This window comes from Acidimicrobiia bacterium (assembly GCA_036271555.1).
Lineage (GTDB): Bacteria > Actinomycetota > Acidimicrobiia > IMCC26256 > PALSA-610 > DATBAK01.
This window is the reverse complement of record DATBAK010000002.1, coordinates 15,806-27,892: the sequence shown is the minus strand read 5'-3', so window position 1 is coordinate 27,892 and position 12,087 is coordinate 15,806. Positions and strand designations below refer to the sequence as shown.

The 12,087-nt window shown below is 71.0% G+C and carries 14 protein-coding genes; 6 read left to right on the top strand and 8 right to left on the bottom strand.

From position 1 onward, the window contains the following. Positions 1-29: 29 nt before the first annotated feature. On the bottom strand, positions 30-530 hold the full coding sequence (locus VH914_00950) for a thermonuclease family protein (protein ID HEX4489746.1): 501 nt from the start codon (positions 528-530) through the stop codon (positions 30-32). 90 nt (positions 531-620) lie between these two features. Here VH914_00950 and VH914_00945 point away from each other — a divergent pair, with 90 nt between their 5' ends. From VH914_00945 to VH914_00935, 3 genes are all read left to right on the top strand, one after another. Continuing rightward, on the top strand, positions 621-1,166 hold the full coding sequence (locus tag VH914_00945) for a hypothetical protein (GenBank protein ID HEX4489745.1): 546 nt from the start codon (positions 621-623) through the stop codon (positions 1,164-1,166). A gap of 175 nt (positions 1,167-1,341) precedes the next feature. Beyond that, positions 1,342-2,517: a DNA recombination protein RmuC gene (locus VH914_00940; GenBank protein HEX4489744.1), complete on the top strand. Its 1,176-nt coding sequence runs from the start codon at positions 1,342-1,344 to the stop codon at positions 2,515-2,517. 10 nt (positions 2,518-2,527) lie between these two features. Further along, positions 2,528-3,628, top strand: coding sequence for a 5-(carboxyamino)imidazole ribonucleotide synthase (locus VH914_00935; GenBank protein HEX4489743.1), 1,101 nt, complete (start codon positions 2,528-2,530; stop codon positions 3,626-3,628). 28 nt (positions 3,629-3,656) lie between these two features. Here the strand turns inward: VH914_00935 and VH914_00930 are convergent, their stop codons facing one another. From VH914_00930 to VH914_00905, 6 genes are all read right to left on the bottom strand, one after another. Continuing rightward, a complete protein-coding gene (locus tag VH914_00930; protein HEX4489742.1) occupies positions 3,657-4,796 on the bottom strand; it encodes a CaiB/BaiF CoA-transferase family protein in 1,140 nt (379 codons plus the stop codon). Between the two features lie 40 nt (positions 4,797-4,836). Beyond that, positions 4,837-5,223 carry a pentapeptide repeat-containing protein gene (locus tag VH914_00925; GenBank protein ID HEX4489741.1) on the bottom strand — a complete coding sequence of 129 codons (387 nt, stop codon included), beginning with the start codon at positions 5,221-5,223 and terminating at the stop codon, positions 4,837-4,839. Between the two features lie 6 nt (positions 5,224-5,229). Then, positions 5,230-6,156 carry an SMP-30/gluconolactonase/LRE family protein gene (locus VH914_00920; protein HEX4489740.1) on the bottom strand — a complete coding sequence of 309 codons (927 nt, stop codon included), beginning with the start codon at positions 6,154-6,156 and terminating at the stop codon, positions 5,230-5,232. Positions 6,157-6,276: 120 nt separating this feature from the next. Further along, a complete protein-coding gene (gene ribB / locus VH914_00915) occupies positions 6,277-6,927 on the bottom strand; it encodes a 3,4-dihydroxy-2-butanone-4-phosphate synthase (GenBank protein HEX4489739.1) in 651 nt (216 codons plus the stop codon). Positions 6,928-7,035: 108 nt separating this feature from the next. Beyond that, a complete protein-coding gene (locus tag VH914_00910; GenBank protein ID HEX4489738.1) occupies positions 7,036-8,142 on the bottom strand; it encodes an ATP-binding protein in 1,107 nt (368 codons plus the stop codon). Further along, the gene (locus VH914_00905; GenBank protein ID HEX4489737.1) at positions 8,139-8,840 is read right to left on the bottom strand and encodes a response regulator transcription factor; all 702 of its coding nucleotides are present in this window, start codon (positions 8,838-8,840) and stop codon (positions 8,139-8,141) included. Before VH914_00905 ends, VH914_00910 begins: the two co-directional genes overlap by 4 nt. Positions 8,841-9,147: 307 nt before the next feature. On the opposite strand from VH914_00905, the gene VH914_00900 reads away from it, so the two are divergent. Genes VH914_00900 through VH914_00890 form a run of 3 tightly spaced genes read left to right on the top strand, consistent with a single transcriptional unit; the run spans position 9,148 to position 11,308 of the window. Continuing rightward, positions 9,148-10,134: a phosphotransferase family protein gene (locus tag VH914_00900; GenBank protein ID HEX4489736.1), complete on the top strand. Its 987-nt coding sequence runs from the start codon at positions 9,148-9,150 to the stop codon at positions 10,132-10,134. Next, entirely contained in the window at positions 10,134-10,526 is a 393-nt protein-coding gene (locus VH914_00895) for a DUF6285 domain-containing protein (protein HEX4489735.1), read from the top strand. The genes VH914_00900 and VH914_00895 overlap by 1 nt, the downstream gene beginning before the upstream one ends. Further along, positions 10,523-11,308 (top strand): exodeoxyribonuclease III, encoded by a 786-nt coding sequence (locus tag VH914_00890; GenBank protein HEX4489734.1) that lies wholly within the window; start codon positions 10,523-10,525, stop codon positions 11,306-11,308. Before VH914_00895 ends, VH914_00890 begins: the two co-directional genes overlap by 4 nt. Here VH914_00890 and VH914_00885 read toward each other — a convergent pair. Further along, positions 11,299-12,075: an ABC transporter permease gene (locus tag VH914_00885; GenBank protein HEX4489733.1), complete on the bottom strand. Its 777-nt coding sequence runs from the start codon at positions 12,073-12,075 to the stop codon at positions 11,299-11,301. The genes VH914_00890 and VH914_00885 overlap by 10 nt on opposite strands. Between the last annotated feature and the right edge of the window lie 12 nt (positions 12,076-12,087).

Genomic DNA, 12,087 nt, shown 5'->3' with positions numbered 1-12,087 from the left:
GCGCTCGCATAGCTCCTTCCTCCGGGCGTTCATTCGCACGCACCCCACAGTCCGCGGCGCGCACGGCGAGCCGCGAGCTCCTCGGCGAGCATCGTGCGCGCGTACGCGCCGTTCGGCGGAATGATGAGCAGACGCGCGAGGCCGCGTCGCAGCACGTCGTCCTCGTAGCGGTGCCCGTCGACGAGCACGTACGCGAGCAACCGGCCGTAGATGTCGCGACGTTGGACGTCGAACTGGAGCCGGATCGAGCGCCCGGTGAGCGTGGCCTTGGCGTACGCGGACGCCTCGGGCCCGAAGCACTGCACGGGCTTGCGCGGGTCGACGGTCTCGGGCGTGTCGATGCCGAGCACGCGCACGGTCTCCGTGTGACCGTTGGCGAACGCGGCGACCAGCGTGTCGCCGTCGACGACGTGCACGACCGAGACGGGAACGGAAGCCGGGGCGGCGCCGCCGAGCCACCACCCGCCCGCGATGCTCCCGAGCAGGGTGGCGGCCACGGTGGCCACGACCACGGCCCGGGAACGGACCATGCGGAGAAGGTAGCAACGGGGTGTGACAGGCAACGCCGGGCGGTGACCATCGGCCGGAGATCGGGGGCGCACGGCTAGCTTGTCGTGGTCATGGTGCACGTCGCGCGGCGATTGGTCGGCGCGTTCGTGGTGCTGGCAATCGTCGCGGCGGCGACGCTCGCGCTGACGAGCCGGCCGAAGCTCTCGTCCGATCGCAGCGCCGTCGAACGTGACTGGCGCGCAGCCCGTGGAGGACTCGACGCGCGCTATCGCCTCGCGGACGCGCTCGCGCGCGACATCGACGGCGCCGGTGGACCGTCGAACCCGCTCGTCAGCCAGGTCGACGACACGTATTCGACGTGGCGCTCACAGTCGGATGCGCCCGTGGGCGACGCGATCGCGACTGCGAACACGCTCGAGGGCCTCATGCGCCGGCTGGAGGTGACGGTCGCGCGCTCGACCCTGCTCCACGGCGATCACACCGTCGCGGCCGCGCTGAGCGCGATGACGAAGCAGCCGATCCCCGAGTCCGTCACGCCGCTCGAGGACGCGATCGCGAAATACGAGAAGGACCGCGGCGGTGCCCTGCGGCGCCTCGTCGCCGGCCCGCTCGGCTACCACGCGATCCCCCGTTTGGACCTCGCGACCGGCTCCTGACGCCGTTTCCCGACGCCGTTTCCGGGCGGGGATCACCGATGAGTGTCACACCCGCCTGGCACAGTCGTCGCATGACTGAATTCTCTGTTCGGGCTCGCACGCTTCGCCCTCCCCGGCGCGGGATGGGATCGAGTCGCGCAGGCCGCACCGCGACCCGCGCGTTCGGGTGCTTCCGGTGATCGCCGGGCTCGGCATCGGCCTCGTCATCGGCGCGCTCGCGGGCCTGATCGGCGGTTCCATGCTGCAGGCACGCGCCCGCGATCACTCCCTCGCTCGTGAGATGCGCAAGTTGTCCGAGGAACAACGGCGCGTCAGCGACGAAGGACGCGAGGCCGCGATGCAGGCCGCGGTGCATCAGTTCCGCGAGCTGCACGAGATCCTGCTCGAAGGCGACCGCGCGCGGGCCAGCGCGGAGCTCGACGGCCGCAAGGCGCTCATCGACCAGGAGCTGCTGGCGACGCGCGACGGCATCGCGAGCCGGATCGACAAGGTCGACGCGCTCGTGCGCGAGCTCGAGGCGGATCGGCAACGCAAGTTCGGCGCGCTGTCGAGCGAGCTCGCCCGCCAGCGCGAGGGCGTCGACCAGTTGCGCACGAGCACACAGGATCTGCGCGAAGCGCTCGTGAGCACGAAGGTGCGCGGCCAATGGGGCGAGCGCATGGCGGAGGACGTGCTGCGCCTCGCGGGCTTCATCGAAGGGGTGAACTACCGGCGCCAACGCACGCTCGCCGAGTCCGGTGGCCGTCCCGACTTCACCTTCCTCATGCCCAACGACCTCGTGCTGCACATGGACGTGAAGTTCCCGCTCGACAACTACGTGCGGTACATCGAGTCGGCGTCCGAGGTCGAGCAACGCGCTGCGCGCGACGCCTTCCTGCGGGACGTGCGCCAGCGCGTCAAGGAGCTCACGGGTCGCGGCTACCTCGACGCGGCCGACCAGACCGTCGACTGCCTGCTGCTGTTCATCCCGAACGAGCAGGTCTACGCCTTCATCCAGGAGCAGGACTCGGGGATCCTGGAGAACGCGCTGCGGAACAAGATCGTGCTGTGCTCGCCGCTCACGCTCTACGCGGTGCTCGCGGTCATCCGCCAGTCGGTCGACAACTTCCGCCTCGAGCGGACGACGAACGAGATCCTCGGCCTGCTCTCGCAGTTCGAGCAGCAGTGGCGCCGGTACACGGACTCGATGGAGAGTGTGCAGCGGAAGTTCGAGAGCGTGCACAAGGAGTACGAGCTGCTGATGGGTCGTCGCCACCGGGCGCTGGAGCGTCCGCTCGACCGGATCGCCGCGCTGCGCGAGTCGCAGGAGCTCACGCTGGTCGACGACGACCCGCTGGCGCTCGAGGCGTGACCCGGCGCGCGTGAGCGAACCCATCGTCGCCGTGCTCGGAGGCGGCCAGCTCGGGCGCATGCTCGGGCTCGCCGGAATCGCGAGCGGCCTGCGATTCCGGTTCCTCGATCCCGGAGTCGAGGCACCGGCCGGCGCGGTCGGCGCGCTCGTCACCGGCGCGCTCGACTCGACCCCGGCGCTCGACGAGGTCGCGCAGGGTGCCGACGTCGTGACCTACGAATGGGAGGGCGTGCCCGCCGACTCCGCGCGCCATCTCGCGCGGACGCACCGGCTCGCACCGGGCGTCCGCGCGCTCGAGGTGTCGCAGGACCGCGCGTCGGAGAAGGCGCTGTTCCAATCGCTCGGGATCGCGACGGCGACGGTCGCGAACGTCGACACCCGCGCCGAGCTCGACGCGGCGGTGGAGAAGGTCGGTCTGCCGTCGATCTTGAAGACGCGCCGCGGCGGCTACGACGGCAAGGGCCAGTGCATGCTGCGCGCCGCCGCCGACGTCGAGCGCGCGTGGACGGAGCTCGGCGGCGTGCCGTTGATCCTCGAGTCGCTCGTCGACTTCCGGCGGGAGCTGTCGATCGTTGCGGCGCGCGCAACCGACGGCACGACCGTGTGCTGGCCGGTCGTCGAGAACGTGCACCGCGACGGCGTCCTGCACATCACACGCGCGCCCGCCCCCGGCTGGTCACCGCGGCTGCAGGCCGCGGCCGCGGGTATCGGCACCGCGGTGCTCGACGCGCTCGACTTCGTCGGTGTCGGCTGCGTCGAGCTGTTCGAGACCACCGATGCGCTCGTGGCCAACGAGCTCGCGCCGCGCGTGCACAACTCGGGCCACTGGACGATCGAGGGCGCGCAGACGAGTCAGTTCGAGAACCATCTGCGCGCAATCCTCGACCGGCCGCTCGGTTCGACCGCGCCGCGCGGCGCCAGCGCGATGGTGAACTGTCTGGGTTCCATGCCCGACACCGCGACCGTGCTCGCGATCGAAGGCGCGCACCTGCACGACTACGGCAAGCAGGCGCGGCCGGGCCGGAAGGTCGGGCACGTCACGATCACCGCGGCCGACGAAGCCGCGTTGGCGCCGCGTCTCGAAGCGCTGCTGCGGGTGATCGACGGCTGAAGAACGGCTCCGCGGAACCGTCGACGCGCTACTTGATCGCGCCGAGCTCGCGCAGCTTGGCGACGGCGTCGGGGGCGAAGCCCCAGTCGGCGAGCGCCTCGTCGGTGTGCTGGCCGGGCCAGGGCGCGCTGCGCTGCACCTCGGCGGCCGTGCGCGAGAACCGCGGTGCGGGAGCCGGCTGATCCACACCGTCGCGGTTGATGACGGTCGAACGGGCCGTGATGTGCGGGTGGTTCGTCGCTTCGGACATCGTGAGCACCGGCGCGAAGCAGGCGTCGGAGTGCTCGAGGATCTCGCTCCACTCGTCGCGCGTCTTCGTCTTGAACAGCTCGGTGAACGTGTCGCGCAGCACCGGCCAGCTCCCCCGGTCCATCTGCGCGGGCAGCCCCGCGTCCGCGAGGCCGAGCCGGTTGATCAGCTCCGCGTAGAACTGCGGCTCGAGCGAACCGAGCGAGACGAACTTGCCGTCCTTCGTCTCGTAGGTGTCGTAGAACGGCGCGCCGCTGTCGAGCACGTTCACGCCGAGCTGCTCGTCCCAGAACCCGATCGCCTTCAGCCCCCACATCATCGTCATGAGCAGCGCGCTGCCGTCGACCATCGCGGCGTCGATCACCTGGCCCTTGCCCGACCGCTGCGCCTCGAGCAACGCGCACACGACCCCGAACGCGAGGAACATCGCGCCGCCGCCGAAGTCGCCGACCAGGTTGATCGGCGGCGTCGGCTTCGCGCCCTCACGGCCGAAGTGCGCGAGCGCACCGGCGAGCGCGATGTAGTTGATGTCGTGCCCCGCGGCCTGCGCGTACGGCCCGTCCTGGCCCCAGCCCGTCATGCGCCCGTACACGAGCTTCGGGTTGCGCGCGAGGCACGCGTCGGGCCCGATGCCGAGCCGCTCGGTCACACCGGGCCGGTAGCCCTCGATCAGCCCGTCGGCCTGCTCGACCAACGTGAGCACGGTCTCGACGCCCTCGGGGTTCTTGAGGTCGACACCGATCGAGCGCCGGCCGCGGTACATCGCCTCGAGGTTCGGCTTCGAGAAGTCGCCGCTCACCTGCTGCGCGCGATCGATGCGCACGATGTCGGCGCCCATGTCGGAGAGCAACATGCCCGCGAACGGACCGGGGCCGATGCCCGCGAGCTCGACGATCTTCACACCCTGCAGTGGTCCCATCGGGCGGACCTTACGCGGGGCCTGACGAGGGTGTCAGGTCCTACGCCCGGCCCGGTGGGCGCACGCCGGCGGGCCACGTCGTCGCCTGGTCGTACACCACGTCGTCGAGCTTCGCGTCGGTGAACACCGCGTCGCCGAAGTCGGTCGCGATCGCGTACGCGCCCGTGAGATCGGCGCGCGTCAGGTTCGCGCGAGCGAGCTGGGCGCCGGTGAGGAACGCGTTCCGGAGGTTCGCGCCCGCGAGGTCGGCGCCGACGAGATTGCAGCCTGTGAGATCCGCGCCCTGCAGGTCGGCGTCGCGGAAACGCATGCCGTGCAGGTCGAGGTCGAAGAGCTTTGCGCCCGCAAGCCGCGCGCCGCCGTGATCGTGCGTGGCCATCACCGCGCGACGCGCGGCCCTCGTCTTGCGCCGAACGATGATCGCCACGGATGCCTACGCGTTGTACGCGAGGCGGAGCCCCGGGCGCGGCCACTCGAACGACAGGATCGTGCCGCCGGCCGAACATGTCGCGAACGCGGTGCGCAGGTCGGGACCGCCGAAGCAGACGTTCGTCACCATGAAGTCCGGGAGCGCCAGGTGGTCGACCGACGAGCCGTCGGGCGAGACGATCGTGAGCCCGCCGTTCACGAGCGTGCCGACGACGACGTAACCCTCCGAGTCGACCGCGAGCGAGTCGAACAACTGCATGCCGGGCACACCCGCGAGCAACGAGCCGCCGCTGCCGACGGGACCGGGCGGGTTGACCTCGCCCGGCGCGGTGACGTCCCACGACCACAGCCGGCCCGTATGCGTCTCCGCGACGTAGAGCTTCGAACCGTCGGGTGACAATCCGATGCCGTTCGGCGACTCGAGCGGATAGATCACCTCGCGGATCGACGAGCCGTCGGGCTGCGCGTAATAGACACCGCCGTGATCGCGCTCCCGCGGCCGGATCTTGCCGTGATCGGTGAACCACATGCCGCCGTGTGCGTCGAACACGATGTCGTTCGGTCCCATCAACGGATGGCCGTCGCACTCGGTGTAGAGCACCCGCACCTCGCCGGTCGCGAGATCGACGCGCTCGATGCGACCGCCGGAGTAGTCCTCGGGCTGGTGGATCGCGGTGATGCGCATCCCCATGATCTCCGTGAACTCCCAACCACCGCTGTTGCACACGTAGACCGCGCCGTCGGGACCGATCGCGAGCCCGTTCGGACTGCCGCCGTTCTCCGACACCATCTCGACGCGTCCGTCCGGATGCACGCGATCGACCGAGCGGCGACCGAGCTCGACACAGAGCAAGGTCCCGTCGTCCATCGCGACGGGACCTTCGGGAAAGAACAGATCGGAGGCGACGAGCGTGGTCTCGGGCGTGTCCATCGCCGGAGCCTGTCACCTTCCGGTCGCGCTCGCTGCGCTCGCTGCGCTCGCCGCTCCTGACGCCTCAGACCTCGGCCCGGCCGGGCCGCAGAGCGACCCGGCCACTCTGGCGAGAACGAATCACAGCAAGAGCTGCGGCACCGGCGAGGTGTCGTCGCCCCGCTCGGCGAGCGCGAGCCGGTGCTCGACGAGCTGGTGCACCGTGATCATCACGATGCGGTGCTCCTGCGCGAACAGCTCGAGGTACGGGAGCCGCGCGGGCGAGCCGTCGTCGTGAAGGATCTCGCACGTGATCGCGACCGGCGCGCAGCCGGCGAGCACCGCGAGGTCGACGGCGGATTCGGTGTGCCCGCGTCGCTCGAGCACGCCGCCCTTGCGCGCGCGCAGTGGGAAGACGTGCCCCGGACGCACGAAGTCGTGCGGACGCGACGCAGGGTCGAGCACGCGCCGGATGGTGAGCGCGCGATCCGACGCGCCGATGCCGCTGCCCGCCGCATGGTGGTCGATCGGCACGCAGAACGGGGTGTCGCCGGTCTCGGATCCGGCCGGCAGGATCGGTCCGATCTCGAGCGCGTCGAGCCGGTCCGACGCGCACGGCATGCACACGAGCCCGCGCGCCCAGCGCAACATGAAGTTGATCGATTCACCGGTCACCCACTCGCCCGCCATCTGGAGGTCGCCCTCGTTCTCGCGATCCTCGTCGTCGACGACGAGCACCATCTCGCCCCGGCGGATCCGCCGCAGCGCTTCATCGATGTGCGTCAGTGCCATGAAGGTTCCTCTCGCGGTTCTCTGGTCGAGCTCGCAAGCTCGCTCTCCTCGACGCCTCAGGTTGCGGGTCGGGTCGGCCGCACCGCGGCTCGGCCCGTTCGGGTGCGATCACGACGTCGTGGTCGACGGCGCGGGCTCGCCGCGCGGCGACGTCGTGCGAACGGGAGGCGTGCGGGTCGCGGGCGGGCGCGCCGCGAGGGTCGGACCCGCGGGCAGCGTCACGACCATGCGACAGCCGTGCGGCTGGCGGCGCTCGGGCTGGATGTCGCCGCCGTGCAGGTCGACGATCCACTTGGCGATCGCAAGGCCGAGCCCGGCACCGCCGTCGCGCGACGAGCGCGCGGAGTCGTGCCGGTAGAAGCGCTCGAAGACGCGCGCGACCTCTTCCTCGGGGATGCCGGGACCCTCGTCGCTCACGTCGATCGTCACGTGATCGCCGCCGCGCCGCGCGGTCACCGCGACCGTGCCGCCGTCGGGCGAGTGCCGCACCGCGTTCTCGACGAGGTTCGCGACGACCTGGTGCAGACGCTCCTGGTCGGCGCGCAATTCGAGGTCGGGCGGCTCGACCGAGACCGTCATCGTCACGCTCGGTGCGCTCAACTGCGACTCGCGCACCGCCTGGTTCAGCAGCACCTCGACGTCGAACGGCTCGCGATCGAGGGGGACGACACCGGCTTCGAGGCGCGAGAGATCGAGCAACTGCTTCACGAGCCGACCCAATCGCTCGACCTGGGTGAGCATCGTCCGCAGCGTCGCGGGGTCGGGAGGCTCGACCCCGTCGACGAGGTTCTCGAGCACGACCTGCAGCGCGGTGATCGGCGTACGCAGCTCGTGGCTCACGTTCGCGACGAGGTCACGCCGCAGCCGGTCGGTCTCCGCGAGCTCCGAGGCCATCGCGTTGAACGAACGCGCGAGCGCGCCGATCTCGTCGCGCGAGGTCGCGGTGACGCGGCGACTGAAGTCGCCGCGCGCCATCGCATCGGTCGCCTCGACCATCTCGCGTAGCGGCGAGGTCATGCCGCGCGCGAGGAACCACACGACGACCAGCGCGACCGTGCCCGCGACGACACCGCTCTCGGAAGCCCAGAGTCCGAGCTTGATGCCGACGAAGAAGACGACGACCGTCACCGCGACCGCGGAGAGGATGACGACGCCGAGCTTCAGCTTCAGCGTCGGCAGCTGGTCGAGGGGCCGCTCCGCGGCGGGACGCTTCACCGCTGGTCCTGCGCCGCGTACCCGACACCGTGCACGGTGCGCACGACCGGCGATCCGAGCTTGCGGCGCAACGAGCGCACGTGCGAGTCGACCGTGCGCGCGCCCGAAGGCACGTCGTAGCCCCACACCTGCTCCAGCAGCTCCTCACGCGTCGCGACGCGCGACGGGCGGGCCGCGAGATAGACGAGGAGGTCGAACTCGGTCGGCGTGAGGTGCACGAGCTCACCATCGAGCCGGACCCGCCGGCTCGCGGTGTCGATCTCGACTTCGCCGAGCCGCACCACGGCGCGGCCGTCGAGGTCGTCCGACTCGTTCCGATCCGCGCGCCGCAGGATCGCGCCGACGCGCGCGACGAGCTCGCGCGCGCTGAACGGCTTCGTCATGTAGTCGTCGGCGCCGACGCCGAGGCCGATCACGAGGTCCGTCTCCGAATCGCGCGCGGTGAGCATGAGGACCGGCGTGGCGCGCTCGCGTTGGATCCGGCGGCACACCTCGAGGCCGTCGAGCCCGGGGAGCATGAGGTCGAGGACGACGAGATCGGGGCGGGTGCGCTCGCAGAGCTCGACGCCGGAGGCGCCGTCGGCGGCCACCTCGACCTGGTATCCCTCGCTCCGCAGCCGGGCCGCCACGGCCGAGGCGATGGAGGCCTCGTCTTCGATGACGGCGATCGTCCGGGGCCGCGGCGGGGCGTCAACCACGTATTTCAGGATAGGGACGGCCTGTCCCGGAGTCGCACCCGCCCTGTGGAGATACTGCGTGTTTTGGTCGCACTCGCTCCGCTCGCCCTCCTCGACGCCTCAGTCACCGGCTCGGCCGGGCCGCGAAGCGACCCGCCCGCTCTGGCGGGAACCACCGCTCGCCCTCCTCGACGCGGGATGGGAGCAGCTCGGCCGGGCCGCGAAGCGACCCGCCCGTTCTGGCGGGAACCACCGCTCGCCGCTCCTGACGCCTCAGTCACCGGCTCGGCCGGGCCGCGAAGCGACCCGCCCGTTCTAGGGTCACCGCATGGCCGCGCCCGACGCCCAGCGACTGGCGACCGCGCTCGGGCCGGTGCTCGGTGCGGGGCTGACGATCGAGGGCCTCACCCGGGTGTCGGGCGGGGCCTCGCGCGAGACCTGGCTCTTCGACGCGGTCGCCGGCGACGGCACCCGTCACGGGCTCGTGCTACGCCGCGACCCCGGCGGCCACGGCGGACAGAGCGACCGGGCGACGGAGTACGCCCTGCTCGAGGCCACCGCGAACGCCGGCGTCGCGGTGCCGCGCCCGCGGCTCCTCTTGACCACGGCCGATGGGCTGGGCACCGGCTTCGTGATGGAGCGCATCGAGGGCGAGACGATCCCCCGCCGCATCTTGCGCGACGCCGAGTACGAAGCCGCGCGTCCGCAGCTCGCGCGTCAGTGCGGCGCGATCGCGGCCGCGATCCACGCGACCGACACCGCGTCGCTCCCGCATCTCCCGACGCTCGACGCGGCCGCGCAGATCGCGCAGTGGCGCGGCGTCCTCGACCTCGTCGGCGAACCCCGTCCCGCGCTCGAGCTCGGTCTGCGCTGGCTCGACGAGCGCGTGCCGCCCGCGCCGACGCCGGCGCGCCTCGTGCACGGCGACTTCCGCAACGGCAACCTCGTCGTCGGTCCCGACGGCGTACGCGCCGCGCTCGACTGGGAGCTCGCGCATCTCGGCGACCCCGTCGAGGACCTCGGCTGGTTGTGCGTGCGCTCGTGGCGCTTCGGTGTCGACGAGCGCGTCGTCGGCGGCTTCGGCGACCTCGACGAGCTGCTCGCCGGCTACACGAGCGCGGGTGGTGTCGCGCCCACACCCGAGCTCGTCCACTACTGGATGGTGTTCGGCACCGTGAAGTGGGGCGTGATCACGATCCTCCAGGCGCACGCGCACCTCTCGGGCACCGTGCGCTCCGTGGAGCTCGCGACGCTCGGCCGCCGGGTCGTCGAGATGGAGTGGGACACGCTCGACGCCATCGAAGGGAGATGGTGATGCCCGACGACCGGCCGACCGCTCCGGAACTGCTCGACGCGGTGACCGAGTTTCTCGCCGACGAGCTCCAACCCGCGCTCGACGGACGGCTCGCGTTCCACACCCGAGTCGCCGTCAACGCGCTCCGCATCGCGCGCCGCGAGCTGGAGCTCGGCCCCGCGCTCGACGCGACCCGACGCGACGGACTCCCCCGCCTCCTCGACGTGCCCGCGGACTCCGCGCCGCTGCGCGACCTCGACGTCGAGCTCGCGCGCCGCGTCCGCGCCGGCGGGCTCGACGCACGGCGACCCGAGCTGATCGACTACCTGCGCGCGACACTTCGAATCCAGCTCGACATCGCGCACCCCGGCTACGCGCGCGACACGACCACCGAGGAGGCTCCGGACCGATGAGGTTCGCGACCTGGAACGTGAACTCGTTGAAAGCGCGCCTGCCGCGCGTCGAGGAGTTCCTCGGCTACGCCGACGTCGACGTGCTGTGCCTGCAAGAGACGAAGATGAGCGACAAGACGTTCCCGAGCCTCACGTTCTCGGCGCTCGGCTACGAGTCCGCGCACTTCGGCAACGGGCAGTGGAACGGCGTGGCCGTGCTGTCGCGCGTCGGCATCAAGGACCCGAGCTACGGATTCGGCGACGGGTTCGTCGACCCGTACGAGAACGACGCGCGCATGCTCGGTGTGACGTGCGACGGCGTGCGCTTCATCTCGGTGTACTGCCCGAACGGTCGCGAGGTCGGTACCGAGTTCTACGACCGCAAGCTCGCGTGGTTCGCCATCCTGCACGAATGGCTCGAGCAGGAGCACCAGCCGTCGGAGCCCCTCGTCGTGCTCGGCGACTACAACGTCGCGCCCGCCGACCAAGACCTCTGGAATCCCGAGGCGTTCATCGGCGCCACGCACGTCACCCCGCCCGAGCGCGCCGCCGTCACCGCGCTCGAGGACTGGGGTCTGCACGACACCTTCCGTGCCGTCTATCCCGACGCCGACCGCCTCTTCACCTACTGGGACTACCGGCGCGGCGACTTCCACGAGCACCGCGGCATGCGCATCGACCTCGCGATGGCGACGAAGCCGGTGCTCGATCGCGTCACCTGGGCCGTCGTCGATCGCAACGCGCGCAAGGGCACGCAACCTTCGGACCACGCACCGTTGATCGTCGACTTCGATCAGCTGTAGCGCGTGACGAGGCCGCGCTTGCGGAAGACCGTCAGCATGTGCGTGACGAATGCGAAGCCGAGCGCGAGCAGCACGACCGCGCTGATCGCACCGAGCACGAGCTGACCGCCGTCGAGGCCGTTGCCGTTGACGAGCCCGCGTAGCGCGATGAACGCGTGCGTCGTCGGCAGCGCGAGCGCGACCGGGTGCAAGAACGCGGGCAGCGCGCTTACCGGATAGAAGACGCCCGAGAGCGGCATGACCACGAACATGATCCCCCACGCGAGCGCTTCGGCCCCGGTTCCGAAGCGCAGCACGATGCCCATGACGAAGAGCGAGATCGCCCACCCGACGACGAGTAGCACCGCGGCGACGGGGATCAGGCCGAAGCCGAGCGACCACGCGTGGAAGCTGAAGAACGCGAGCGCGGCGAGCACCATCACGCTCAGCCCGATCACCATCTTCACCATGCCGAAGAGCGCGACGCCGGCGACGTACTCGATCTCGGTGAGCGGGGTCACCATGAGGTTGAGCAGGTTGCGCGTCCAGGTCTCTTCCAGCAGACCGGTGCTGAGCGCGATCTGCGATTGGTACACGACGTGCCACATGATGATGCCGGCGGTGAGGTAGGCCGCGGCTCGTTGCGGACCGCTCACGTTCGCGGTGCCGACGTAGGCGCCGAGCGAGCCGAACAGCAGCACGTCGACGAGCGGCCAGAGGCTCACGTCGAAGAGGCGGTGCGGGTTACGCACCATCACGTACGCGTGGCGGCGCGCGATCGCGCGCATGCGGAGTGAGGC

Coding starts and splice junctions, on each gene's coding strand:
- VH914_00950 (HEX4489746.1), bottom strand. CDS start 530: ATGGTCCGTTCCCGGGCCGTGGTCGTGGCCACCGTGGCCGCCACCCTG.
- VH914_00945 (HEX4489745.1), top strand. CDS start 621: ATGGTGCACGTCGCGCGGCGATTGGTCGGCGCGTTCGTGGTGCTGGCA.
- VH914_00930 (HEX4489742.1), bottom strand. CDS start 4,796: ATGGGACCACTGCAGGGTGTGAAGATCGTCGAGCTCGCGGGCATCGGC.
- VH914_00920 (HEX4489740.1), bottom strand. CDS start 6,156: ATGGACACGCCCGAGACCACGCTCGTCGCCTCCGATCTGTTCTTTCCC.
- ribB (HEX4489739.1), bottom strand. CDS start 6,927: ATGGCACTGACGCACATCGATGAAGCGCTGCGGCGGATCCGCCGGGGC.
- VH914_00900 (HEX4489736.1), top strand. CDS start 9,148: ATGGCCGCGCCCGACGCCCAGCGACTGGCGACCGCGCTCGGGCCGGTG.
- VH914_00895 (HEX4489735.1), top strand. CDS start 10,134: ATGCCCGACGACCGGCCGACCGCTCCGGAACTGCTCGACGCGGTGACC.
- VH914_00890 (HEX4489734.1), top strand. CDS start 10,523: ATGAGGTTCGCGACCTGGAACGTGAACTCGTTGAAAGCGCGCCTGCCG.
- VH914_00885 (HEX4489733.1), bottom strand. CDS start 12,075: ATGCGCGCGATCGCGCGCCGCCACGCGTACGTGATGGTGCGTAACCCG.